The organism is Catenulispora pinistramenti (assembly GCF_018274385.1).
Lineage (GTDB): Bacteria > Actinomycetota > Actinomycetes > Streptomycetales > Catenulisporaceae > Catenulispora > Catenulispora pinistramenti.
In genome coordinates this window covers 1-25,025 of the sequence record NZ_JAAFYZ010000068.1, presented here as the reverse complement: position 1 = coordinate 25,025, position 25,025 = coordinate 1, and the positions used below count along the sequence as shown (strand labels likewise).

Annotated in this window: 19 protein-coding genes; 8 read left to right on the top strand and 11 right to left on the bottom strand. The window is 70.8% G+C overall.

The genetic code is table 11. The features are described 5' to 3' along the window. Positions 1-79: 79 nt before the first annotated feature. Positions 80-2,143: an N-acetylmuramoyl-L-alanine amidase gene (locus tag KGQ19_RS20720; protein WP_212010853.1), complete on the bottom strand. Its 2,064-nt coding sequence runs from the start codon at positions 2,141-2,143 to the stop codon at positions 80-82. Between the two features lie 161 nt (positions 2,144-2,304). On the opposite strand from KGQ19_RS20720, the gene KGQ19_RS51975 reads away from it, so the two are divergent. Continuing rightward, entirely contained in the window at positions 2,305-2,526 is a 222-nt protein-coding gene (locus KGQ19_RS51975) for an EF-hand domain-containing protein (protein WP_212010852.1), read from the top strand. 91 nt (positions 2,527-2,617) lie between these two features. Here KGQ19_RS51975 and KGQ19_RS20710 read toward each other — a convergent pair whose 3' ends face one another. After that, a complete protein-coding gene (locus KGQ19_RS20710) occupies positions 2,618-4,150 on the bottom strand; it encodes a cell wall-binding repeat-containing protein (protein ID WP_212010851.1) in 1,533 nt (510 codons plus the stop codon). A gap of 218 nt (positions 4,151-4,368) precedes the next feature. Between KGQ19_RS20710 and KGQ19_RS20705 the strand changes: the two genes are divergently transcribed. Beyond that, a complete protein-coding gene (locus KGQ19_RS20705; protein WP_212010850.1) occupies positions 4,369-4,938 on the top strand; it encodes a hypothetical protein in 570 nt (189 codons plus the stop codon). Then, positions 4,935-5,315, top strand: a complete 381-nt coding sequence (locus KGQ19_RS20700; RefSeq protein ID WP_212010849.1) for a winged helix-turn-helix domain-containing protein — start codon at positions 4,935-4,937, stop codon at positions 5,313-5,315. The genes KGQ19_RS20705 and KGQ19_RS20700 overlap by 4 nt, the downstream gene beginning before the upstream one ends. 71 nt (positions 5,316-5,386) lie before the next feature. Here the strand turns inward: KGQ19_RS20700 and KGQ19_RS20695 are convergent, their stop codons facing one another. Then, complete coding sequence (locus tag KGQ19_RS20695) at positions 5,387-6,172, bottom strand: ABC transporter permease (RefSeq protein ID WP_212010848.1); 786 nt, start codon at positions 6,170-6,172, stop codon at positions 5,387-5,389. Then, positions 6,172-6,906: an ABC transporter ATP-binding protein gene (locus KGQ19_RS20690; protein WP_212010847.1), complete on the bottom strand. Its 735-nt coding sequence runs from the start codon at positions 6,904-6,906 to the stop codon at positions 6,172-6,174. Before KGQ19_RS20690 ends, KGQ19_RS20695 begins: the two co-directional genes overlap by 1 nt. Positions 6,907-7,038: 132 nt before the next feature. Here KGQ19_RS20690 and KGQ19_RS51970 point away from each other — a divergent pair, with 132 nt between their 5' ends. The 3 genes from KGQ19_RS51970 (at position 7,039) to KGQ19_RS20675 (ending at position 10,229) form a co-directional block, all read left to right on the top strand. After that, entirely contained in the window at positions 7,039-8,286 is a 1,248-nt protein-coding gene (locus tag KGQ19_RS51970) for a sensor histidine kinase (RefSeq protein ID WP_212010846.1), read from the top strand. Further along, positions 8,283-8,978 carry a response regulator gene (locus tag KGQ19_RS20680; RefSeq protein ID WP_212010845.1) on the top strand — a complete coding sequence of 232 codons (696 nt, stop codon included), beginning with the start codon at positions 8,283-8,285 and terminating at the stop codon, positions 8,976-8,978. Before KGQ19_RS51970 ends, KGQ19_RS20680 begins: the two co-directional genes overlap by 4 nt. A gap of 360 nt (positions 8,979-9,338) precedes the next feature. After that, the gene (locus KGQ19_RS20675; RefSeq protein WP_212010844.1) at positions 9,339-10,229 is read left to right on the top strand and encodes a hypothetical protein; all 891 of its coding nucleotides are present in this window, start codon (positions 9,339-9,341) and stop codon (positions 10,227-10,229) included. A 51-nt stretch (positions 10,230-10,280) separates the two neighbouring features. Here the strand turns inward: KGQ19_RS20675 and KGQ19_RS20670 are convergent, their stop codons facing one another. Then, entirely contained in the window at positions 10,281-10,886 is a 606-nt protein-coding gene (locus tag KGQ19_RS20670) for a MarR family winged helix-turn-helix transcriptional regulator (RefSeq protein WP_307856463.1), read from the bottom strand. Positions 10,887-10,947: 61 nt separating this feature from the next. Between KGQ19_RS20670 and KGQ19_RS20665 the strand changes: the two genes are divergently transcribed. Next, positions 10,948-11,922 carry an amidohydrolase family protein gene (locus KGQ19_RS20665; protein WP_212010843.1) on the top strand — a complete coding sequence of 325 codons (975 nt, stop codon included), beginning with the start codon at positions 10,948-10,950 and terminating at the stop codon, positions 11,920-11,922. A gap of 214 nt (positions 11,923-12,136) precedes the next feature. Here the strand turns inward: KGQ19_RS20665 and KGQ19_RS20660 are convergent, their stop codons facing one another. From KGQ19_RS20660 to KGQ19_RS20635, 6 genes are all read right to left on the bottom strand, one after another. Further along, entirely contained in the window at positions 12,137-14,182 is a 2,046-nt protein-coding gene (locus tag KGQ19_RS20660; protein WP_212010842.1) for a glycoside hydrolase family 76 protein, read from the bottom strand. A 34-nt stretch (positions 14,183-14,216) separates the two neighbouring features. Beyond that, a complete protein-coding gene (locus tag KGQ19_RS20655; RefSeq protein ID WP_212010841.1) occupies positions 14,217-15,728 on the bottom strand; it encodes a DUF8189 domain-containing protein in 1,512 nt (503 codons plus the stop codon). Positions 15,729-15,773: 45 nt separating this feature from the next. Next, entirely contained in the window at positions 15,774-17,003 is a 1,230-nt protein-coding gene (locus KGQ19_RS20650; protein ID WP_212010840.1) for a GDSL-type esterase/lipase family protein, read from the bottom strand. A 26-nt stretch (positions 17,004-17,029) separates the two neighbouring features. Further along, positions 17,030-18,733 (bottom strand): DUF8189 domain-containing protein, encoded by a 1,704-nt coding sequence (locus tag KGQ19_RS20645; protein ID WP_212010839.1) that lies wholly within the window; start codon positions 18,731-18,733, stop codon positions 17,030-17,032. A 59-nt stretch (positions 18,734-18,792) separates the two neighbouring features. Next, positions 18,793-22,983: a DUF8189 domain-containing protein gene (locus KGQ19_RS20640; RefSeq protein WP_212010838.1), complete on the bottom strand. Its 4,191-nt coding sequence runs from the start codon at positions 22,981-22,983 to the stop codon at positions 18,793-18,795. Positions 22,984-23,137: 154 nt separating this feature from the next. Then, positions 23,138-23,749: a TetR/AcrR family transcriptional regulator gene (locus tag KGQ19_RS20635; RefSeq protein WP_212010837.1), complete on the bottom strand. Its 612-nt coding sequence runs from the start codon at positions 23,747-23,749 to the stop codon at positions 23,138-23,140. A gap of 110 nt (positions 23,750-23,859) precedes the next feature. Here KGQ19_RS20635 and KGQ19_RS20630 point away from each other — a divergent pair, with 110 nt between their 5' ends. Beyond that, positions 23,860-25,020: a serine hydrolase domain-containing protein gene (locus KGQ19_RS20630; RefSeq protein WP_212010836.1), complete on the top strand. Its 1,161-nt coding sequence runs from the start codon at positions 23,860-23,862 to the stop codon at positions 25,018-25,020. Positions 25,021-25,025 lie beyond the last annotated feature (5 nt).

Here is a 25,025-nt window from a genome sequence, read left to right as displayed (position 1 = left end):
CCGGGAGCGATCGCTCCCGGGCCGCGTCGTGTTTCTGTTTGCGTCTACGGCAACGTGCAGGTCTGCCGCAACGCGCCGGTCAGCGCTGCGAGACGTCCACGTCCGCGGCGTTCACCCACACGAACCGGTGGTTGTACTGCACCAGGTAGAACATCGTCGTCCCGACCACCTCGGTGCGGTCATCGGGCGCCGAACCGTCGATGTTGCGCGCGTACCAGTACTCGCCGTGCACCGCCGGGCCGGAGGTGACGTACGACTGGCCCGCCGGGATCGAGTACTTGGTCAGCAGCTTCGGCGTGCGCAGGTCGACCGCGGCGATCGGCGGCGGGTAGGCCGACGCCTCGGGCGCGGCCGTGGCGTAGACCGGGATCGAGGTCAGGCCGGCCTTGGGGGTGACCACCGTCGCGGTGGAGGGCCAGGCCGAGAAGTCCGACCAGGTGCTCTGGAACCAGGCCTCGCGGCCGCCGTACCAGATACCGGTCCACACGCCGTCGGCGTCGATCTTGCGGTCCGCGACCACGAACTTCTCGCCGGTCACCGCCTTGTCGCCCCAGTCGTCGGCGGCGTCGGTGCCCGCGGAGCCGTCAGGGTGCAGATACGGCTCGGACAGCAGCGGAGCGGTCGGGTCCGGGGCGGTGCGCAGCGCGACGAAGTTCGTGGCCTGGGCCGGCTGCTCGCCGCACTGCCCGGGGACCGCGCCGGGGGTCGGGTCGTTGGCGACGGTGCAGCCGTAGACGGCCTGCAGGTTGCCCTTGTAGTCCGGCTTCACGACCACCACCGAGCCCAGCGGGTTGAAGGCCGGGTCGGCCAGCTTCGGGGTGCCCGCCGCGTTGCCGTCCGCGCTGAACGACGGCACGATCGGGGCGCCGAGCAGGTCCATGAAGTGCGACCAGTCCCAGTACGGTCCCGGATCCCAGTGCTGCGAGGTCTGGTTGGCGTCGTTGGAGCCGGGGATCTCGTCGTGGCCGAAGATGTGCTGCCGGTCCAGCGGGATGTTGTAGCGGGCGGCCAGGTAGCGCACCAGATCCGCGGTGGTCTCGTATTCCGACTCGGTGTACCAGGAGGCGCCGTGGATGGCCCAGCCCTCGTGCTCGATCGAGACCGAGTGCTGGTAGATCGACCAGTTGCCGGAGTCCCAGGCGATGTCCTGGGTCGGCACGGTCTGCGTCACCTGGCCGTCGGAGGACCGGATGATGTAGTGCGCCGAGGCGTAGACGGCCGGGTTCTGGAACTCCGCGATCGAGCCGGCGTAGCTGCCCTCGGTGTCGTGGATCGCGATGTAGCGGATCTGCGACTGCGCCGGGCGGTTCGCCGGGTCGTAGTTGCCGTAGCTGGACAGGTCCGAGGGGTTGTTCAGGGCCAGCGCGGCCGGGACGTAGTTGCAGTCCAGGTCCGACGGGCACTCCGGCAGGGGAGTGCCGTCGGCCGACTTGGCGTTCTTGACCGGGGCCGGGGCGGCCAGGTGCAGCGCGCTCAGGGAGGCGGCGTTCACGGTGACGGCCGGGTCGCCGCTCAGCGTGAGCGCGGGGGTCGCGGTGCCGGTCCGCACCGTGGTGAACACCCGGTCGGCGAACTGCTTCGCGGTCGCGGCGTCGGCGCTGGCGCTGTACTTGGCGACCGCCGAGTACCAGTCGCCGGCGGCGGTCGGGAGCTTACCGCCGTTGAGGTTCTTGGCGTAGGAGGCGAGCAGGGCGGCGCCGGCGTGGATGTTCGTCGCGTCGTCGTTCTCGACGGTCCGGGTGTCGGACCCGATCAGCTTCGCCGCGGTCCGCGCCGTGGACAGCGTCGGATCGGCCTCGACCGACGCCGCCTTGGCGCTGGAGGGGTCCAGCCCGTCGATCGTGGCCGGCGAGATGTCGGTGAGCTGCATGATTCCGTACCCGCCGGTGGTCGACGGGGCGCCGCCGTGGCCGTCCCACGCGGACTCCTGATACGCGAGCGCCTCCAGGACGTTCAGCGGGACGCCGGTCTCCTGCGAGGCCGCGGCGAACGAGGCCGGAAGCCCCACCGGATGCGGCGGGGCGGCCGCGCCGGCCTCCTGTGCGGTCGAGACGACGGCGGTGGCGGCCAGGGCCACGGCACACCCGGCGGCCCACAGCCCGGCGGCTCTGCGCGATATGCCGGGCTTGAAGCGATGACTCATCAATGGTCTCCCATAGTGGGGGTGGAAGAAGACGGATCCACTCCAATGACGGTATCGCCCACCCACTCGGGTGCCGTGATCTGGGTCACAGTTCTGAACCCACTGACGCCGCACGATATTGTGTCCGGACATCAACCCTGGTTACGACGGTGGGAGGGGCTGTGGGACAGCACCGGAAGGCGCCCGAGGACGTGGAGAAGGTCTTCCAGACCTTCGATCTGGACGGCGACGGCAAGATCACGGCCGAGGAGCTGAGGGCGGCGCTCGCCGAACTCGGCGAGGACGTCACGGTCGAGGACGCCGCCGAGCGCATCGGCACCGGCGACTCCGACCATGACGGGTCGATCAGCCTGGAGGAGTTCCGGACTTTGATGGCGGGCTGAAGCGCACTTCGCCGCAAACGCCTATTGCCCGGGTTCTGTACAGAACCCGGGCAATAGGCGTTTTTTAATCTAAAGGCGAACCAGCGGCGTCCTACGCCCCGATCAGCTTCGCGATCGCCTCGTCGATCGCCCGCTGCGCGTCGGAGGCGCGGGTGTCCGACATGTGCGCGGTGGCCTCGGCCTTCTGGTAGTTGGCGTAGGCGTTCGCGACGCCGCCCCACTTGGTGGTGAAGGCGCTGACCGCTGCCTGCTCGGCCGGGGTGGCGTCCGGGTCCGCGCCCAGTGCGCGGGACGCCAGGTCCACGTTCTGCATCGCGGTGTAGAGCGCGTTGTCGTCCTTGGCGTCCAGCACCGCCGTCAGCGCGTCGGCCAGCTTGAGCAGCGGGTCGCCGATGTGGGTGTCCGGGTTCTGCTTCACCGCGTTCGTCAGGGCACTGAGGGCGTCCGCGGCGGCGGTGAGCTGATCGGCCAGGATGTTCACCGTGATGGTGACCGCCTCGCGGTCGGTCTTGGCCTGCTTCTGGGCCTGGACCTGGAAGTCGCGCAGGGACTGGATCTGCGGGGCGCCGGCCAGCACGGTGTCGATCGAGTTCTGCACGCCCTGGCTGACCGCGTCGGTGCCGCCGACGATGGTCGTGCCGCCCAGGCCCGGCATCTCCAGCAGCGCACGGGCGGTCGGCAGCGACAGCTTGGCGCCGTCGGTCATCAGCAGCGCGCCCTTGTTGTAGGCCGCGTACACGCCGCCGACCAGCGGGTCGGCGAAGTCGGCGCCGGTGGCGACCACGGCGCTCTTGGCGTCCTTGAGCGCGGACTGGGTGGCCACGGCCTCGGCGGTGGCGTAGCGGTCGGCGCCGGCCAGCTCGGTGTCGTTCACCTTGAGCTTGTGCACGGCGTCGACGGCCGGCTGGCCGACCGAGGTGACCTGCGCGGCGTGCGCGATGAACGCGGCGGTGCCGGCGTCGGTGACGGTCGAGCCGTTGGACAGCACGATCGCCGAGCCCTGATACGCGGCCAGCGGACCGGCGGCGAGCGCGTCGGCGAAGTCGGTGCCGGTGGCGACCACCGCGGTCTTCGCACCGGAGGTGCCGGCGATGTCCAGCGCGGTGGCGTAGCGGTCGGTACCGCCGATCCGCGTGACCTGGTGACCCAGGGCCTTGAGTTGCGCCTCGACCTGCGGGCTGACCGCGTCCGGGCCGCCGAGGATGGTGACGGTCTTGGCGCTGTCCGAGCCCAGCACCCGCTGGATCTCGGTGCCGACGCCGTCGGTCAGCGACTTGCCGTCGGTGAGCAGCAGCGCCGCGTGCTTCGCGGTCGCCAGCGGGGTCCCGGCCAGCGCGTCCACGTACAGATCGCCGCGGGCTATGACCACGCCGTGCGCCGAACCGGCGGTCGGGAAGTCCTTGAGCGAGGCCTGGATCGCGGTCGCGTAGCGGTCGGCGCCGCTGATGCGGACGCTCTTCGCGGCGGTGCCGGCGGTGCTGGCGGTGCTGCTGGTAGCGCTACCGGAGCCGGTGGCGCTGCCGCTGCCGCCGTCGGCGGCGAGAGCCGGGGCGGCGGCGATGGTGCCGGCGGCCAGAGCCGCGGCCACGAGGGCGGCGACAGCCGTCGGACGGTTCTTGGTCATGGGTGGTGATCCCCCGTTGTGAAGTGGGTGGGCTTGCTGAAGCTGCCGCATCCCATCACAAGGATGAGGAAAGCATGAAATCGGCTACGGAAGCGGACAGCACCGCTACCGCCCGGAGCGGGAAATACATGGACACAAGGGAAGTAACTTTCGCCCCGTCCCACAGGCTCACGCACAAGTCTCTTGCTCCAACTGGTTTGTAATGCAAAGCTGACCTCATGGCTGAAGCATCAGTACCCGCGCCTGGCAGCCCCAGGGAAGTCCTGGCCGGTCTCGGCGACTTGACCCGCAGGGTCCGCACCGCGCAACGCGGCACGTGGTTCCCCTTGCTGCTGCTGGGCCTGCTCCTGGCCGGCGGGATCGTCGTCGACCGGCTCACCCACAGCGCCCATGGCTTCCCGTGCCCGCCAGGTGCCGCCACCGGCATCGCGTGCGTCCGCGTCAAGCAGGGCTCGCCGCTGTATTGGTCGCTCGGTCTTGTTCTCGTCTACGCCGCGACGGCGTTCTTCTACCTCCGTCGTGCGCGGAGCCGCGGGGTTCCGCTGCTGGTGCTGTCGTGGATCGAGCGCAACCTCGCGTTGCTGCTGTTCACCGTCGCGTACCTGGTGATCGAGCTGGTGCCGATCACGGTCGCCGCGGGCGGGACCGGTCCTGTCTCGCCGTGGTCGGCGCTGCCGGGACTCGCGGTTCCGGCGGGATTCCTTCTGCTCGGTGCACTCGCCTTCGCGGTGGCTCAGCGGCCGGCGATGCCGCGCACCCCCGCTGCCGTCGAACCCGCCGCCTCATGACCGACCAGCGGACGCCGACCCCCGCGCACAGGCCCGCGCCCACGCCGACGCCCACCGAAGCGCACCCCGTAACAGGGCTCGACGATGTCGTCCATCAACGGGTCCGCCTGGGCATCCTCACGGTCGCGCACCAGGCCCGCCGCGTCGAGTTCGGCTTCCTGCGCACCACCCTCGACCTCACCGCGGGCAACCTCAGCCAGCACCTCACCGTGCTGGAGAAGGCCGAGCTGATCAGCGTCGAGAAGGGCTACGAGGGCCGCTGCCCACGCACCTGGATCGCGCTCACAGACACCGGCCGGGCCGCCCTGGCCGATGAGATCGCTCAGCTCAAGCGGCTCATCAGCCAGGTCGAGCTTCCCGATGCCCGGCCGGACTAGATCTGTTCGGCCTGCTTCTGCGGAGCCGTCACGGTTTCTGCGGAGCCGTCACCATCAGGGATCGCGGGCCCTCAAGCGTCGCGCCGAACCAGCAGCGCGCGCCCCACGCCGAGCAGCACCACCGCATAAAGCGCCACGATCCCGAGCTCTAGCCACGGCGACATACCGAAGTCCTTCACCGGTCGCACCGCCGCCAACGAGTTGCCGACGATCAACTCGGGCATGAACTGCCCCACCGTGTGGCTGCCGGCGCCGATGACGAGCGGCAGCACGAACAACCCGCCGACCAGCGTGGTGACCGCCGCCGCGCTGTGCCGGACGATCGCGCCGATCCCGAGGCCGATCAACGCGATCAGCGCCAGATACGCACCGGTCAGCACGACCGCGCGCAGCACCGCGGGATCGGACAGGGACGGCTGCGGCACCGATGAGCGCAGCGCGGCGGTCCCGGCCAGGAACGAGCCGAACGTGGCCACCTCCCCGGCGACCAGCGCGACCGTCCCGAACACGACGGCCTTGCCGGCCAGCACGAGCGGCCGGCGCGGGATCGCGGCCAGCGTCGCGCGGATCGTGCCGGAGGAGTACTCGCTGCTCATTACCAGCACCCCGAGCACACCGAGCAGCAACTGCCCGAAGATGACGCCGGAGAGCACGTTGCTGGTCACGTCCCCCTTCGGATCGCTGGTGTTCAGTCCGGCCACAGTGCCCAGGGCGATCGTCACCACGAGGCCGGCGGCCAGGATCCAGGTGGTCGAGCGCAGGCTGCGCAGCTTGATCCACTCCATGCGCGCGGCGTGCCGGAGGCGGTAGCCCGGGCGCTCGGCCGCCCGGGTCTGCTGAAGGGCGGTCGCGGTCATCAGAATCCTCCTTCGGTGGCCGCCCGGTACTGGGCGGTGTCGGCGGTCAGCGCGAAGAAGGCGTCCTCCAGGTTGCCCCCGGCGCGCGCGGACAGTTCGGCGACCGTGGTGTCGGCCAGCAGGCGGCCGGCGCCGATGACGATCAGCCGGTCGGCCGTCTGCGCCATCTCGCTGATCAGGTGGCTGGACATGAACACCGTGCGGCCCTCGGCGGCGAGTCGCCGCATCAGCTGCCGGATCCAGCGCACGCCTTCCGGGTCCAGGCCGTTGACCGGTTCATCGAAGAGCAGCACCGCCGGATCGCCGATCAGCGCGGCGGCGATGCCGAGGCGCTGGGCCATGCCCAGCGAGTAGGTGCCCGCGCGGCGGTCGGCCGCGCTTTCCAGGCCGACCATGCCCAGGACTTCCTCGACCCGGGAGCGGGGGACGGCGTTCGCGGCGGCCAACGCCCGCAGGTGGCTGCGGCCGGTGCGGCCGGGGTGGAAGGCGCGCGCCTCCAACAGCGCACCCGCCTCCCGCAACGGCCAGCGCGCCTGCTGGTAGGGACGACCGCCGATGCGGGCCTGGCCGCCGTCGGGGGCGTCCAGGCCCATGACCATCCGCATGGTCGTGGACTTGCCGGACCCGTTCGGGCCGAGGAACCCGGTCACCGCGCCCGGACGGACGGTGAAGCTGAGGCGGTCGACGGCGAGCGTGGCGCCGTACCGCTTGGTGAGGTCTCGTGCATCGATCATGCTGATCACGCTAGGAAGCGCCCCGTGCGTGGCGCGTCACCACCGGGAGCCAACCCGGGCCGGCACCCCCTACCCGGGTATGACGACCGCGGTGGGATTACGCGTCGGTGCCGGCCGACCTACCCTGGAGGGGTGAAGCCGCAGAAACGGGGGTTGACCAGGGCCGTCGGCCGCGCGGTACGCCAGGTGCTGGTGGGCCGGGAGCCGGCCCCGGCCTGGCGCTCGCCCGGCGCCGCCCAGGCCGCGTACGCGGCCGCGCTACTGGCTGCGGTGTTGCTCGCGGCGGCCGCGCTCGGCGGCGTCATGCTCCTGGCCAGATCGTTCGGCGCTCACCCGCACAGCGGCTCGCCCGGGCACTCGCTGGGCCTGCTGGTCGTCTTGTTCGCGGTGGTGGCCGCCCTGGCGCTGACACCGAGGTTCCCGCTCATGGCCTGGCGGATCAGCTACCTCGCGGTGCTGCTCGGCCCGCTCGCCGCCGGAGGCCGCGGCCTGGACGGGGGCGCGGTGACGGTGATGCTGGTGGTGTTTGTGAACGCCGGGCTCCGGCGCCCTCGCGCGCAGCTGTGGACGATGCAGGCCTTCATGCTCATCCCGGCCTGGATCTGGATCGACCGCTGGGCCCCGGCCGCCGTGGTCACGGCCGTGGTCCTCGGCTTCGGTGGGCTGACCGAGGGCATCGGCGCCTGGCACCGGGCCCGGCACGCGCTGGCCGAGCAGACGCAGCGCGCGGACACGTTGCGGGATCGCAGTGCCCTGCTTGAGGAGCGGGCCCGGATCGCGCGGGAGATGCACGACGTGGTCGCGCACCACATGTCGATGATCGTGGTGCAGGCGCAGACGGCGCCGTACCGCCTTGAGGCGGGCACGGTCAGCGAGCCGGTGGCGCGGGAGTTCGCGGCGCTCGGCGAGAGTGCCCGGGAGGCGCTGACCGAGATGCGCCGCCTGCTCGGCGTGCTACGCGCCGACGCCCCGCCCGAGCACGCGCCACAGCCGAAGCTCGCCGACATCCCGGACCTGGTCCACACCGCCCGCCGCGCCGGTGCCCGCGTCGCGTTGTCGATGCCGCCGCAGACGCGGGCGGTGCCGGCCGGGGTGGGGATCGCGGCGTACCGGATCGTGCAGGAGGCGCTGTCGAACGCCGGGCGGCACGCGCCCGGGGCGGCGATCGAGGTACTGGTCGACGTGCGGGAGCCGGCAGTCGAGCTGAGTGTGGTCAACGGCCCGGCCGCGGGCCGCCCGCCGGATCAGGGCGGCGGCCACGGTCTGGCCGGGATGCGGGAGCGAGCGGCCCAACTCGGCGGCTGGTTGCGAGCCGGGCCGGCTCCGGACGGCGGCTTCGCGGTCCGGGCCCGGCTGCCGCTGACCGGAGCCGTCTCATGATCAGCTGCCTGATCGCCGACGACCAGGCGATGGTCCGCGAGGGCTTCGGCGCACTGCTTGCCGCCCAGGACGGCATCCGCGTCTGCGGCTTGGCCGCGGATGGGGCGGAGGCGGTGCGTGAAGCGCAGCGGCTGCGGCCGGACGTGGTGCTGATGGACGTGCGCATGCCCGTCATGGACGGCCTGGCGGCGACCCGCCGACTGCTGCGCACCGCCGCCGGGAACCCCGCCGCCGGGAACTCCGCCGCCGCGAACCCGCGCGTGCTGGTCCTGACCACCTTCGACCTCGACGAATACGTCTACGAGGCGCTGCGCTCCGGGGCCAGCGGCTTCATCCTGAAGGACGCACCCTCCGCCGAACTCGTCCACGCGGTCCGCGTGGTCGCCGCGGGCGAGGCGCTGCTGGCTCCCTCGGTGACCCGCCGCCTGATCGCGGACTTCACCCAACGCCCCCCGAGTCCGCCCCCCGCGGTATCGAACCGCCTTTCTGAGCTGACCCCGCGTGAGGCCGAGGTGCTGCGGCTGATCGCCCGCGGGCTGTCCAACGCGGAGATCAGCGATCTGCTGTTCATCGCCGAGCAGACGACGAAGACCCACGTCGGCAGGATCCTGATGAAGCTCGGGCTGCGGGACCGAGTGCAGGCCGTGGTGCTGGCGTACGAGTCGGGGCTGGTGGAACCGGGGCGGGGCTGAGCCGAACGGCTCGTCGAGCTCGGCACCGCACCGACCACCTGTCGCCGCAGCTGATCTGGAGCGAGCCGCCGGACGGGGCCGCCGAGCTGCTGCTCCTGATCGAGGACGTCGACGTCCCGCTCGGCGCCTACCCGGCCGTCCACTGCCTCGCCGTCATCGCCGGTTCGCGGCCGCATCACCGGCGTTTACGAACGCTGACATCGCCGGTGCCGGGCGATGGCGCTCAGCCGGCCTGCGCGCGGTACTCGGAGCCGCTGGTTGGAACCGGCTGGTCAGAGCCCGGTCCGGCGTCGTGTTAGATCATTGTTATCGGCCTGTTGTGCGGACCCGGAAAGCTCCCGACAAGGAGCTCGATCGCACATGGGGGACAGTGAATTGTCTGTTACCGATGAACGCCCGTCGCCACAACAGGTCTCCGGGCATCAGGCCCAGACCCCCGGTCCCGTGGAGCACGCGCTTGGCCGGACCCCGAGCCTGGCCGAGCGTCGCGCGGAAGCCGCGCGGATCCTGAGCGCCAGCCCGGCGCGCTCCGACCGGGAGGTCGGCCGGGTGGTGGGCCTGTCCGCCGGCACGGTCTCGGCAGTGCGTCGCGGTCTCGGCGAGCAGCGGGCCGCGAGGGTGCGGATCGGCGGGGACGGCCGCGCCCGGCCGGTGAACGCGGACGAGGGTCGGCGTGCCGCGGCTCAGTTGCTCGCCGAGCGTCCCGACATCCCGGTCCGGGCCATCGCGCGGGGCGCGGGTATCTCGCTCGGCACCGCGCACGACGTACGCCGCCGGGTGCTGGCCGGGCTGCCCCCGGTTCCCGCCGGCCGTGCCGTGTCGGCGGAATCCTCGTCGGGCTCGGAGCACGATTCGCAGGGTGCGGCACAGAATTCCGGCTCTGAGCCCGGCTCTGAGACCGGTCCCGGTCCCGGTCCTAGTCACGGTCCCGCGTCCGCGATGTCGCCGGGTCGCCGCCCGCAGTCGTCCGCGGCAGCGGACCGGGCCCTGCGCCACGACCCCGCCGCGGCGCTCGACGCGCTCCGTCGCGATCCGGCGCTGCGCTACTCGGAAACCGGTCGCACGATCCTGCGACGCCTGGACGCGCAGCTGCTCGCGGCCGGCGAGCTGATCGAACTGTGCGCGCACGTCCCCCCGCACTGCGGCGATCAGGTCGAGGCGCTGCTGCGGTACATCGGGGAGGCGTGCGTGGACGCGGCTCGGGTGGTGCAGGGGACGACGCGTGGGCGGAAGCCGCGTCCGGCTGCGTAGATCGCCAGTAGGGCAACCGCCAGTAGCGCTGCCACTGCCTGTGGTTCTGTCTTAGGCGCCCTCGTTTTCAGTCCCGTCGCCAGTCCCGTCTCCACCGGCGCCTTCAGCCTTGTCGGCGCCGGTGATGAATTCCGTCAGCCGCCTTGTCAACGCCACGAACTGCACGCGCTCCTCCGGCGTGAACACCTCGAACGAGCGTGCCTGCCGCTCGCGGAGCCGGTCCCGCATCGTCGCGAGCTTGACGGCCCCGTCCTCGGTGAGGCTGACCAGTACCTGACGCTCGTCCTCCGCCGAGCGCTCGCGCACCACCACGCCCTTGACCTCCAGCTGCTTCAGCATCCGGGTCGCGGTCGGCACGCTCACGTCGGCACCCGCCGCCAGCCGCCCGACCGGCATCCGCTCTTCGCGCATCAACGGTTCGAGCAGCGTCAGCTGCGGGAACGACAGGCCGCTGTCGCGGTGCGCGTAGGAGGCGCGGGAGCGGCGCATCGCGAGGAAGAGGGCGTCGGCGACCTGGGCCAGTTCCTCGATCGCGGTGTCGGTCAGGGCGGCGTCGGCTGCTGCTGCGGCGTCTGCCGCCGCAGCCTTCGCTCCCGCAGCCTTCGCTCCCGCAGTGTCCTTCGCCTGTACAGCGGGCCGGTTGTCGGTGCTTCTCATGAGTGCTAGCTTAGCAAGCAAGCAAATAGTTAGCTTGCTAGAGATTAGGGAGCTAGGGATCATGGCCACCTCGGATCACCCCACCGCCGACCGCACCCCTGCCGCCGACCGCATCGACGTCCACCAGCACCTGTTCCCGCCGTCCTACCGTGAGCTGCTGGGCCGGCTCGGTAAGGACAACGGCGGATGGCCGTTGCCGGGCTGGAGCCGGCAGGAGGCCGTCGCGATGATGGACCGCCGGTCGATCGCGACCGGGATCCTCTCGCTCAGCGCGCCGGGCGTGCACTTCGGTGACGACGCCAAGGCCCGCGATCTCGCGCGTAGCACCAACGAGTACACGGCGGAGCTGGCCAAGGACCGGCCCGACCGGTTCGGGCAGTTCGCGTCCATCCCGTTGCCGGACGTGGCGGGCTCCGTCGCAGAGGCCGTATACGCGCTCGACGAGCTGCACGCCGACGGCGTCGTCCTGCTGTCCAACGCCGACGGCCGCTACCTCGGCGACAAGGAGTTCGAGCCGCTGTGGGCCGAACTCGACGCCCGGTCCGCGGTCGTCTTCATCCACCCGACCGCACCGCAGATGCCGGTCCTCGATCGGCTGCCCAGCCCGGTGCTGGACTTCCCCTTCGACACCACGCGGACCGCGCTGCACATGGTCGCGAACGGCGTGATGAGCCGCTATCCCCGGCTGAAGGTCATCCTGTCGCACGCCGGCGGCTTCCTGCCCTACGCGGCGACCCGCTTCACCTCCGCCGCGCAGTTCACGCCCGGCACCACTCCCGAGGGCATCCTGGCCGATCTGCGCCGGTTCTACTTCGACACCGCGCTGTCCGCGACGCCGTATTCGTTGCCTTCGCTACTCGCCTTCGCCGCGCCCGGCCATGTTCTGTACGGCAGCGACTTCCCGTTCGCGACAGAGCCCTGGGTCTTGCAGTTCGACGCCGGACTCGACGACTACCCCGACTGGAAGCCGGGTCAGCGGCACGCGGTCAACCGGGGCAACGCCGAGGCGTTGTTCCCGCGTCTGGCAAGGCCCTGACTTCATCGCGGTTGGCCGAGACGCTGCCGGGGAGGGGAACTCCCCGGCCTTACTCCTAATGCCCACGGAGTTCCCATGCATAGGCTTCGGCGCTGGATGGGGTCACTGCTGGAGGCTGAGCTGGGATTCTCTGAGGTCGATTCAGGTCGTTTGAGCTGAACTGAAGTGGGATGACGCGGCCGCGGAGGCCTATTGGTCTCCGCGGCCGCGTCTCCTACGTCAACGCCGAACCCGTCGGCGCCCAAGAGCTCCAACCCGACCAAGCCCCACCCGGCGTGGTCTCGTACCGGTTCATGATCGAGCCGTCGCTCTGCACCGCGAACACCTCCACGCGGCCGTCCTGGTGGCGGGTGGCTGTGGTGGCCGTGGTGGTGGTGCCGGTCGGGCCGAAGCCGTTCCAGGCGCTCCAGGGGCCGCTGGGCTTGGTCTCGTACTTGTTCTGGATGCCGCCGCCGGGTGTCACCGCGAAGACCTCCATGCGGCCGTCGAGGTGGACGGCGGCGGAGTCGGTGCCGGGCGAGCCGGTGCCGTCGGCGGTGGTGGTGGGGGAGTAGCCGTTCCAGGCGGACCAGGGTTGCTCGGGGGCGGTCTCGTACTTGTTCTGCATGGAGCCGTCGGCCATCACGGCGAAGACTTCGAGGCGGCCGTCCGAGTGCCGGCCGGTCGTCAGGGTGTCGACGGATGCGGCGGGGCCGAAGCCGTTCCAGCCGGACCAGGCTTGGTCGGGGGCGGTCTCGTACTTGTTCTGGACGCCGCCGGTCGGCGTTACGGCGAACACCTCCAGGCGGCCGTCCTGGTGGACGCCGACCGCTATCGACTTGGCGGTGCCCGCCGGGGCGAAGCCGTTCCAGGCGGACCAGGCCTGGTCCGGTGCCGTCTCGTACTTGTTCTGGATGGAGCCGTCGCTCATGACGGCGAACACCTCGAGCCGGCCGCTGAGGTGCCGGGCCGTTGCGACCGAGACGACGGTGCCCGCCGGGCCGAAGTCGTTCCAGCCGGACCAGGCCTGGTCCGGGGCGGTCTCGTAGCGGTTCCGGATGCCGCCGGCGGGGGTGACGGCGAAGACCTCGACCCGGGAGTCGGCGTGGACGCCGGCGGCGATGCGGCCGCCGGTGCCCTGGGCGTAGGGCGGGCCGAAGGAGGGGACGCCGCCGAGGGCGACGACCAGGGCGGCTTCGGCGCTGGCCTGGGTGCCGGAGGTGGCGCTGCGGAAGGGACCGGCCCAGCTCAGGCCGAGCTGGCCGGCGCTGTTGGTGTCGTGGGCGATGATCGAGTCGGCCTGCGTCTGGAGGAAGCCGTCGTAGGCGGTGGTGTTCGCCGCGGTGGCCAGCGTTCGTAGGCCTCTGACGTAGATTCCTTTGAAGGACGGACCGTCGTTGCCGCAGCTCGGTTCGCAGGGTTCGACGACGACGCCGTTCTGCGTCAGGTGTGCGGTGGAGGCGTTGGCCAACGTCTCGCCGGTGGTCAGCAGCGAGCTGTCATTGTCGGCGCGCGAGAGCTCGGCCAGCCCGGCCAGGACCACGCCCTGGTTGTAGCTCCACACCGTCTGCCCGTTGTTCTGGCAGGTGCTGGTCAGGCCGTCGTTGATCAGGTGCGAGCTGTTGATCATGCCGCTGCCTTCGAACCAGTCCCACTCCGCGTTGGCCCAGCCCAGATACGTGGTGTCGCCGGGGACGCGGTTGTGGAGCGCGGCGGTGAGATCCAGGAAGAGCTCGTTGGGGATGGCGTTCTTGTAGGACTTGGCGGTGCTCCACCAGACCCCGCCGCCACACGTGGAATCCCAGTAGCTGTGGATGTAAGCGGCGTCGGTCTCGGCCATCTGCAGGTACTGGTAGTCGCCCGTGATGTCGTAGGCCTGCACCCACACCAGGGCCCACCACCCGGTGTCGTCCAGGTACGAGTTCTCGAAGTTCGAGCCCTTGTTCGCGTTGAAGGCTCCTGAGATGGCGTAGCTGTATGCCGTGTCACCGGTGGTCTGCTGGTACGTCATCACCGTGCTCAGCGCGACGGCCGAGGTCCACCAGCCGTCGGTGCCGATCAGCCCGGTGCCGGCGTTGTAGCCGGCCATCAGTACCTTGACGCCGGAGGTGGCCGCCGGGCTCGACGCCTGGGGAGCGGCCGCGGGGCGAGCGGCAGCCGGGCTCGACACCCGGGGCGCGGCAGCTTGGGACGTCCCGGCCATCAGACCGACGGCCAGCGCGGCGCCGACGGCGACCGAAGCCAGCGCGGCGGTCAGACTCCTGATTCTTGTTCTCAGCATCTGTGACTCCTGAATCACTCGGTAGCTGGAATCCCTACGGCTTCGCCGTGGCCGCCGGCGCGTAGGAGTTCCACCCCGACCAGGCGGCGTCCGCCTTGGTCTCGTACTTGTTCTGGATGGAGCCGTCGCTCATCACCGCGAACACCTCCAGCCGGCCGTCCTGGTGTTGAGTGACCGTGGTGGCGGTGACGACGCCGGCCGGGCCGAAGCCGTTCCAGCCGGTCCAGGCCTTGTCGGCGGCGGTCTCGTACTTGTTCTCGACCCCGCCGCTCGGGGTGACCGCGAACACCTCCATGCGACCGTCCTGGTGCACGCCGGAGGAATCAGTACCCGGAGAGCCCTTGCCGTTGGCGGTGCCGGCCGGCGCGTAGCCGTTCCAGACGGACCAGGCCTTTTCCGGGGCGCTCTCGTACTTGTTCTGCATCGAGCCGTCGCTCATCACGGCGAACACCTCCAGCCGGCCGTCCGCGTGCTGGCTGGCGGTGACGGCGTCGACGGTCCCGGCCGGGCCGAAGTCGTTCCAGCCGGACCAGGCCTGCTCCGGGGCGGTCTCGTACTTGTTCTGGATGCCGCCGGCGGGCGTCACCGCGAACACCTCCAGGCGGCCGTCCTGGTGGACGCCGACGGTCGCCGACTTGGCGGTGCCGGCCGGGGCGAAGCCGTACCAGTTCGACCACGGCTTGTCGGGAGCGGTCTCGTAGCGGTTCATGATGGAGCCGTCGCTCATCACCGCGAACACCTCCAACCGGCCGTCCGCGTGCCGCCCGGTGGCCACCGCGACCGCCGTGCCGGCCGGGCCGAAGCCGTTCCAGGCCGACCAGGTGCCGTCCGCCGAGGTCTCGTACTTGTTCTCGATGCCGCCGGTCGGGGTCACGGCGAAGACCTCGACCCGGGAGTCGGCGTGCACGCCGGCGGCGATCCGGCCGCCGGTGCCCTGTCCGTACGCCGGCACGGCCGGAGGCGCGAGCTTGGTGTAGTGCTGCGGGTAGTACGTGCCCGAGCCGGAGAAGTAGGGGTACGGGATCACGTGGTACGACGTGCCGTAGCTGCCGGACGGGCCGTGCTGCTCGAAGCCCCAGTACGAGCTGTGGGTGCTGTCGGTCCAGTGGTCGAACATGACCACGTGCCCGGCGTCCCCGGCGCTGGGGTTGTCGAGGATGTCGCCCTGCTGCAGGCTGTCCTTGGCGACGTCCTGGAACCCGTTGGCCTCGTACATGTCGCCGGTGACGAAGGCGTCCAGACCGGTCGGCGTCAGGTGCAGCGCCATCGAGACGAACCCGGAGCAGTCGCTGCGGTAGGGCACGCCGTCCGGGCTGTTGAACGTGGCGCTCTGGTCGTAGATGACGCCGTTGCCGTTGTTGGCGTTCACCCAGTACATCGCGCGCTCGGCGGCCATGCAGCCGGAGATGCTGCCGTCCGGGGTCGAGGTGTCGGTGCAGGTGACCGCGGTGTCGGCCTGGGCCGGTGCGGCGACGGCGATGCCGCCGGCGAGAATGGCCAGGACGGCGGCGGCGCTCAGCGCCATGCCGCGTTGGGATGTGCGCATTCTGATACTCCTACTGGAGAGAGCTCGGAAAACGGGGGAAATCGGCTACAGCTTGCCGACCGGGACGAGGTCGGCCATGACGGCGTTGCCCTGGATGTTCGGGTGGATGTGGTCGCCGGAGTCGTAGACGTGGTTCAGGATCCCGACGCCGTCGCTGGAGTAGCCGCCGAGCGCCGCGTCGAAGTCGGCGTAGCCGTCCTCGTTGCCGCCGGCGCCGCCGCGGACCCAGGAGTTGTAGGCCAGCCGCTGTGTCTCGAAGGTGCTGTTGCACGCGGCTCCGCCGACCCCGCCGCACGGAGTCAGAGTGGTCAGCAGGAACTTCAGCCCTGCCTTGTGCGCGGCGCTCGCGAGCGCGATCTGGGCGGTCTCCAGCCGGGCGGCCGTGACCCCGGCTCGCAGATCATTGATACCGCCCTCTTCGATGACGCTCCGGACGCCGGGGACGTCCAGCACGTCGTGCGTCCAGCGGGTGCTGACCGACGGGTTGCCGGGCTGGTCGGCGATCACCTGGTCCCCGGTCTCGCCCATGTTCACCACGCCGAGCCCGGCCTGGGCGGTGTGCGCGGCCAGGTAGTCGGTCCAGGCCGTGTCGCTGTCGCCGGGGGTGCCCATCGCGGCGGTGATGCTGTCGCCGATCGCCACGACGCTGGACGCGGCCGGGGCGGCCACGTCCACCCCGGCCAGGAACGTGGTGAAGCCGAAGGTGTTGCCGGTCGGGAAGAACTGGTCGCCGGCGGCGTCGACGCCGGTGGCGTTGTACTCGGTCTGCAAAGCGTAGGTGTTCGACGGCGCCGTGCTGATCGGCGAGCCGGACGGGACGTACAGCGAGACGAGCAGCCGGGTCCCGGGCGTGACGTCCATCGTGACCGGATCGGAGGCGACCCGGCCGCCGGCCGGGACGGTGACGGTGCGCGAGCCGCCGTTGAAGGTGACGGTGACCGGCGTGGCCGTCGTGGTGCCGCCGTTCTGCTGGACGCCGATGGTGACGTGGCCGAACGTCGCCGCGCTCGCCTCGCCCGCGTCGGAGAGGTCGACGCGGACCTGGCTGCCGCCCAACGACGTGCGGGCGACCATGCGCAGGGTCTGGTTCTGCCAGGCCGGACTGTTGGTCACGGTCCCGGGCTGGGAGGTGGCCCAGGACGCGGTGAACGCCGGGGTCGCGGTGCTCGCCGCCGACGCGCTGGGCAGGGACGAGGTGCCGAGTAGGGAGCAGGTGCCGAGCACCGCGCACGCGGCGAGAGCGGCGGCGCGGTAGCGCCGGGGGAGGGGCTTCATGATTCTCCTTCTTGCCGACGCTGGAATCAGGCCTTTGCGGTACCGGCCGACGCGAAGCCGTTCCAACCGGACCAGCTGCCGTTTGCGGCGGTCTCGTACCTGTTCTGGATGCCGCCGTTGCTCATCACGGCGAACACCTCCAGCCGGCCGTCCAGGTGCTGGCTGACCGCCGTCGCGGTGGCGGTGCCCGAGGGACCGAAGGCGTTCCAGCCGGACCAGGCGCCGTCGGCCGCGGTCTCGTACTTGTTCTGGATCGCGCCCGACGGCGTGACCGCGAATACCTCCATGCGGCCGTCGAGGTGGACGCCCGCCGAATCAGTGCCCGCAGACCCGCTGCCGTTCGCGGTGCCGGGCGCGGCGTAGCTGTTCCAGCCGGACCAGGGCTTGTCCGGGCCGGTCTCGTACTTGTTCTGGATGGAGCCGTCGGTCAGCACGGCGAAGACTTCGAGTCGGCCGTCTGCGTGCCGGCCGGCGGTCACGGCGTCGACACTGCCGGAAGGGCCGAAGCCGTTCCATCCGGACCAGGCTTGGTCCGGTGCGGTCTCGTACCTGTTCTGAATACCGCCGGCGGACGTGACCGCGAACACTTCCAGCCGACCGTCGAGGTGGATGCCGACGGTCGCGGACTTGGCCGTGCCGGCCGGGGCGAAGCTGTTCCAGCCCGACCACGCGCTGTTCGGCGCGGTCTCGTACTTGTTCTGCATCGAGCCGTCGCTCATCACGGCGAAGACCTCGAGGCGTCCGTCCAGATGCCGGCCGGCCGCCACGGCGACCGCGGTGCCGGAAGGGCCGAAGCCGTTCCAGCCGGACCAGGCCTGGTCCGGTGCGGTCTCGTACTTGTTCTGGATCCCGCCGGACGGCGTGACCGCGAACACCTCGATCCGGCCGTCCTGGTGCACGCCGGTGGCGATCCGGCCGCCGCTGCCCTGTCCGTAGACCCGGGGCCACTGCCCGAAGTCGTCGGTGAAGGCCTGGTCCTTGTCGCAGTCGGCACCGTCGAAGGTGAGGGATCCGGTCTGCCACAGCTGGATCCCGGGGTAGGGGTTGGCGTTCCGGCCGCCGGAGTAAGCAGTCGACTCCGACTGCCAGGCCCACTTGACGCGGCCGGAGCCGAGCAGCCAGCCCAGGGCGTCGTAGCTGGAGTAGGCGCCGGTGCGGGCGGTGCCGATGACCGAGGCGACCCCGTCGAAGTAGGCGTTGACGGCGGTCATGTCAGAGGACTGCACGTCCCAGTCGACGCTGAAGTAGATCGGCCGGTCCGGCGGCGCCCCGCAGGCCGCGGCCTGCTGCTGGGCGGTGGTCGCGTCGGTCACGCCCTGGCTGTAGCCGTTCATCGGCGCCATGGTCGCCGCTTCCCAGTTGCAGACCACTGCGATGCCCGCCGTGTTCAGCGCCTGGGCCTCGGCGGCCGTCAGGTTCTTGGTCGAGTCGTTGCTCAGGTAGCGGATGACGAACTTGTAGCCGGCGGCGGTCAGCGCGCTGGTGCTCGGACGTGGAGCCCAGGCGTAGTCCAGGCCGTAGGCGGTGACCGGCGGGACGGTCGCCGCCGAGGCGCTGTCGGCGACTGCGGCGGCCGTGCTGGCCGTGCTGGCCGTGGCGGCCGTGGCGGCCGAGGCGGCCGAGGCGCTGCCAGCCAAGCGGACGCCGGATACGGCGACTGCGGCCAGGGCACCGGTCCGGGCCAACAATCTGCGTCGGGACAGGATCGGGTTGACAAGGTTCTGATCCATAGCGGGGTGCTGCCTTCCTGCTCTACCAGGGTTCGGATTTGGTCGCAAGCGTGGGGTGGTCAGCCCGTGGCGGCCGGGGCGAAGCCGTTCCAGCCGGACCACGTGCCGTTCGCGGACTGTTCGTACTTGTTCTGGATCGAGCCGTCGGCCATGACGGCGAGCACTTCCAGCCGGCCGTCCTGGTGGGTCGCGGCGGAGACCCGGGTCACCGTGCCGCTCGGGCCGAAGGCGGTGGACCAGCCGGACCAGGTGCCGTTCGGCGCGTTCTCGACGTCGTCCTGCAAGACCCCGTTGGTGCCCGCCGCGAGGATGTCGAGGCGGCCGTCAGCGTGTTGGGCGACGGTGAGGCCGGCGCCGGCCGTCGCCGGGTTGGCGAAGTCGTTCCAGCCGGACCAGGTGCCGTTTGGGGCGTTCTCGTACTTGTTCTGGATCGAGCCGTCGGACATCACCGCGAAGACTTCGAGCCGGCCGTTGGCATGGTTCCCGGCGCGGACCGAGGCGACCTTCCCGGCCGGGCCGAAGCCGCTCCAGTTCGACCAGGCCTGGTCCGGTGCGGTCTCGAACTTGTTCTGCACGCCGCCACCGCTGTTCACCGCGAAGACTTCGAGGCGGCCGTCCTGGTGCATCGCGACGGTGGCGTTCACCGCGGTGCCGGTCGGGGCGAAGCTGTTCCAGCCGGACCAGGTCTTGTCCGGGGCGGACTCGTACTTGTTCTGGATCGAGCCGTCGGACATCACCGCGAAGACTTCGAGCCGGCCGTTTGCGTGCCGCGCGACCTCGACCGACGTGACCTTGCCGGTGGCCGGGCCGAAGCCGTTCCAGCCGCTCCACGGGCCGTTCGGCGCGGTCTCGAAGTTGTTCAGGATGCCGCCGCTCGGCGTGACCGCGAAGTCCTCCAACCGGCCGGACAGGTGGGTCGCCGAGACGACCTGGGTGACGCGGCCCGGCAGCGCGTAGCCGCACCACGGGCTCCAGGGGGCTTCGGGCTTCGTCTCGACGACGCTGTTCACGGCGTTCGTCGGGCTGACCGCGAAGACCTCGACGCGGCCGTCCTGGTGCTGGGCGATCGCGGGGGATCCGTTGCCGCTGGGGAAGACAGCGGCGTAGTTCGGGGTGGTGGCGGCCGGGGTGGCGCCGGTAGAGGCTGAGGTCGGCGCCGATGCCGATGTCTGCTTGTCGGGCTTCGCAGAGGTCTGTGTTGAGAGAATCTCGGTCTTAGCGGTCTGTGTCGGGTTGGCCGTGGCAGTCGCCTTGGCCGCCGCGGCGGACACCCCGCCGGGCATGATCGAGACGGCGCGATACCCGGCGGCCGACCACGGCGACCCGGCGTGCGGCGTGATCGTCACCGTGACGGACGTCTTGCCCGCGGTCGCCGAGGCCGGGATGGCGAATTCGTCGTCGAGCCAGCGGTGATACGGGTTGGCCAGCGGTTCCAGCCAGGTGCCGACAGCGGTCCCGTCGACGCTGACGGCAGCACTCTGGCCGCCGGCGTCCTGGTCGCTGGTCCGTTGCAGGACCACTCCCTGGTTGGCGCCGTTCACCTGGAGCGTGAACGTCGTCGCCGCGGCGCTGTCGTCAACACACTGCGAGACCTCGACCGGCGTGCCGTCGTTGCCTTCGTAGTCCGACGTCAGCGCGTCGGCCGAGGCGCCGGTGCCGACCGCGGTGAGGTCGTGCGCGCTCTCGCTGGCGACGTTGCCCAGCGCGATGCTGTCGGTCTGGGCCTCGGCGGCCGTCGTGCTGCCGTACCACAGGGCCGTGGTGGTGTAGGTGGACTGGACGTCGTCGTGCCCGCCGTGCTCGATGCCGTAGCGGATCTTCGAGCTGAACGGGATGGCCTCGTTGAGCAGCAGCCGGTAGGCGGCGGTGCAGTCCACGCCGCTCGGACAGTCGCCGGTGCCGTCGGCCTCGTCGCCGCTCTCGCCGTTGACCGGGAGCGTGAAGGGGCCGTTCTTGAAGTACCAGCCGCCCTGGAAGTAGTCCTCGGTGCCGGTGCCGTTGATCTCAGGGGACTGGGATCCGTCGGTGTAGGCGCGCTCGTCACCCTCCAGCGTCCCGCGGCTGGTCGGGCCGTTCATGGCCGCGACGACGCCGACGACCTTCCCGTGCCCGGTGGTGTTCAGGAACGTCCAGTCCTGCCCCGGGGTGGTCGCCCCGCTGTCGGACGTCGCATGGAAGTACCCCGCGGCACCGTCGGCGAGGTCTGTGGCCCAGTGCGGATCGGCGGCGGTGGTCAGCGAGTAGTCGCCATAGGTCAGCGGCTGGGACGAGGCGTTGTAGATGCTGATCGAATAGCCGCTGCCGTAAGGCATCGGCCACCACGAGCTCAGCAGCCCGCCCGGACGCGGGTCGATCGAGCTCATCAGGGTCTTGGTGGCGGTGTCAGTGTTCGAACCGAAGAACTGGCCGAGCGGGGCGTTCACGGTCTGCACGCCGTCGAAGCTGATCCGGATGCGGGCCGAGGCCAGCGCCTGGTCCTGGTCCGGATAGGAGTTGGTGCGGCTGCCGGTGAAGGTCGGGGTACCGCTGACGCTGTAGCCGTGCGCGGTCGCGGCGGCCTGGTTCCCGACGCTGAACTGGTCGGTGCGCTCCATCCCTGTGGGCATGTGGCTGTCGACCCAGTAGGAGAACTCGTTGAAGTCCTTGGCCGAGGACACGAAGGTGTTGGTGATCGTGATGCTGCTCTTGCCGGCCGTCACCGAGGCCGGGATCTCCAGCGACTCGTCCAGCCACGAGCCGTTCGGTTCCTGCGGGTTGGCCGTCCAGGTCCCGACCTGGGTCTTGTCGACGCTGACGGAGGCGACCTGACCGGCGATGTTCGGGTCGAGCCGGCGGGTGAGCCGGACCCCGTCGTTGGCCGGGTCGATGGCGACGGTGAACGTCGAGGACTGGCCGCCGGCGAAGGCGTCGCCGGTGTCGGTGACGCTTGCCGGCAGCGGATAGCTGTACATCTGGGTCCCGGACCAGCTCGGCTTGGTCACCGAATAGCGGTGCGCCGCCTCGGTCGCGGCGTGCTCCGGACCGACGTCGACGGTGTCAGCGCTCTGCCACACCCCGCCGACCTGCTCGTCGATCCAGTACGTGAACTCGTTGCAGTCCAGGTCGGTGGCCAGGCAGGTGTTGACGATCGTCGCGCTGGACTTCCCGGCGGTGGCCGAGGCCGGGGCCGCCAGCGTCTGGTCGGCCCACTGGCCGGCGGCGGCCGTGGCCGCGCCGTTGAGCCACTGGCCCGCGGCGGCGCCGTTGACCGTCACGCCCACCTGCTGGTTACCGACGTGCGGGTCGTAGCGGCGGGTGATCCGGATCCCGGTGTTCGCCGGGTTCAGGCTGACGGTGAAGGTGCTGGCGCCGCCCTTCAGGAACGAGTCGCCGTCATCGGTGATCGGCGTCGTCGTGGGGTGCGACAGATGCGGGATCCGCAGGTTCAGCCCGGTGATCTGGCCGCTCCCGGTGCCGCTGGCGATGGTGCTGGTCTGGCCCGGCAGCACCTGGAACGACCCGCCGGTGGTGGTCGCGCCGCTGACCGCGGCCTTGGGGTCGGAGTCTCCCGCCTGCTGGAGCGTGCTGACCACGTCCGAGGCCGCGGCCTGCGGGCTGAACGTGCTCACCCCGGTGGCGTCGGGGAAGGTGCGGTAGGCGACGTGGTAGTAGCCCGGGTCCGCGTCGGTGCTGACCTGCATCGAGGAGGTGAACGGCATCGGCACCTCGATGTAGAACCCGCCCGAGCTCTGGCTGTCGTTGGCGACCAGCGGGTAGGTGAACGCCCCCTTGAGGCCGCCGTTGAAGATGTCCGCGGCCGCGTCGTCCACGACGGTCTGCCCGTCCAGGACGATGCGGAGCTTGCCGGCCGGCGCGACGCCGCCGGTCATCCAGATCGCGTCCACCTCGCCGGGCCCGGAGTGCGCGGCGAGCAGCGTGCCGCCGCCCGGCGCCGGGCCGAGGCTGTTCCCCGTGTCGTTGTTGGCCTGCTGCCGGTCGAAGCTGGAGAACTGGCGGGTGCTGACGCCGTCAGTCAGGTAAGGGAGCTGATCCAGGTTGCGGTAGGTGTCCCAACCGACCGTGTTCTTCGTAGCGGTGACCGCGCTCGCGGTGGTCGAGGCAGTGGCCGTCGAGGCGGCGGCGGGCTGAAGGGCCAGCGCGGCCGTGCCCAGCAGCAGCGCGCTCAAGGCGGTGCCGAGCAGACGTCGGCGGTGCGGCGCCGGCCTTCGGCGGGCGGATCGTGGCAGCGGTGCGCTCGATGTTCGAGGCATGACAAAGTCTTCCCTTCGAGGAACACGGGGCTGGGTCGTGCCGAACCGAGGGAGGCGAGAAGGAATATGAGGGGCGCCGCTACGGTCGCTTCCGCCCCAGAACAACAGTGTGGGGTTGTCCCGACGTGCTCGACAATGTGTTCAACTGTCGATGTCAGTCGATGTCAGGCTGCTGAATATCCCGAGCCGGCAGCCCGCGCAGCAGGACGTCGAGGAACAGCTCGAACCGCGGGCTGCTCTCGCCGAGGTCCAGCGGGTTCTCCTGCACCGCGAGCCAGCTGACCAGGCACGTGATGAAGATGTACCAGCTCTGCTCGGCCAGCTCGCCGGTGGCGCCGTCGTCCGCGAACGCCGCGGTGACCTCCTGGCGCAGCCGCCCGAACGCGTTCGGCGTGTGCCGGTGCGGGCGCGAGATGCGGGTGGCGTAGCCGGGGACGGCCAGGAACGCCTCGTGCATGCCGCGCGCCACCTCGGTGAGCCAGGGGCGCCAGGGCTGCCCGGCGGCGCGGGCCGGCGGCAGCACGCGCTCGATCATCACCTCGTTGATCAGGTCGAACAGCTGGTCCCGGCTGCTCACCCAGCGGTAGAGCGCGCCGTGGCTGACCTCCAGCCGGGCCGCGAGCTCGCGCATCGTCAGCGCGTCCAGGTTCGGCGCCGCCAACGCGGCGTCCACGATCTGCTCGCGGCTGATCTGCGCGGGACGTCCGGGACGTCCGGCACTCCCCGCTCGTCCCCTGCGCGGGCTCGGTGTCGCTGACTCGGCCATGGACAGGACCCTATCGAGGTCCGAGATTAGTGACCAGCGGTCACTAAATGCGCTACGCTCAAACCAGGAGCTCGTCGAGACGCGGCGGCGCTCGGCGTTGGGAGGACGAAATGACGCAGCATGCTGATATCCACGGCACGGTGGCGCCCGGATTCGAGGCGGTACGCACCGAGTTCACGGCGATCGCGGCGGGACAAGGCGCCGAGTACCCCGCGCAGGTGGCGGCCTATCGCGACGGCGCGCGGGTCGTGGATCTGTGGACCGGCCCGGACACCGAGGCCGACACGCTGTTCGGCGCGTACTCGGCGTCCAAGGGCGCCGTACACCTCGTCGTCGCCCTCCTCGTCCAGGAAGGAGTGCTGGACTACGACCAGAAGGTCAGCCACTACTGGCCGGAGTTCGCGGTCGAGGGCAAGCGCGACCTGACCCTGCGCGAACTGACGGCCCACCGGGCCGGCCTCGTCGGCGCCGACACCGGCTTCACTCTGGAGGAACTCGCGGACGACCAGGTCGTGGCGGAGCGGCTCGGCGCGCAACGTCCCTACTGGCGACCGGGCACCGCCTTCGGCTACCACGCCCTGGTCATGGGCGCGCTCAGTGGCGAGGTGGTCCGCCGGGTCACCGGCCGCGGCGTGCAGGAACTGTTCACCGAGCGGATCACCGACGCCCACGACGTCGACTTCCGCCTGGGCCTGCCCGCCGCCCTCGAACCGCGATTCCGTCCCACGCTGCCGATGTACGAGACCCCCGAGCGCCTGGCCGAACTGGCGCGCACCGCGAAGAGCCCGACCAGCGTCAACGGCATCGCCTTCAACCGCACCAACCCGCACACCCCGCAGGTCTGGGAACTGCCCAACCACCAGCCGGTCCGAACCCTGGGCACCGCCTCGTTCGGCGGCGTGGCCTCGGCCCGCGGCCTGGCCAAGATGTACGCGGTCGCGATCAGTGCGGTCGACGGCGCCGCACCGCTGCTGGCGCCGGCCACGATCGCCGAGGTCGGCCAGATCCAGTCCTTCGGGCCGGACGTGGTGCTGGGGATGCCGCGCGCCTTCACGGTCGGATTCCACGCGACCTCCGAGTACTACCCGCAGCTCGGCCAAGGTTCGTTCGGGCACAGCGGCGCGGGCGGACAGCAGGCCTTCGCTGATCCGCGCAACGGGATCGCGTACGGATACACGCGCGGTCGGATGCCGTTCCCGGCGGCGCCGGGGCCGGAGAATGATCGGCTTATTGCGGCCATCTACGGGGCGGGGGCGGCTCTGGGGCGGTGAAGGAG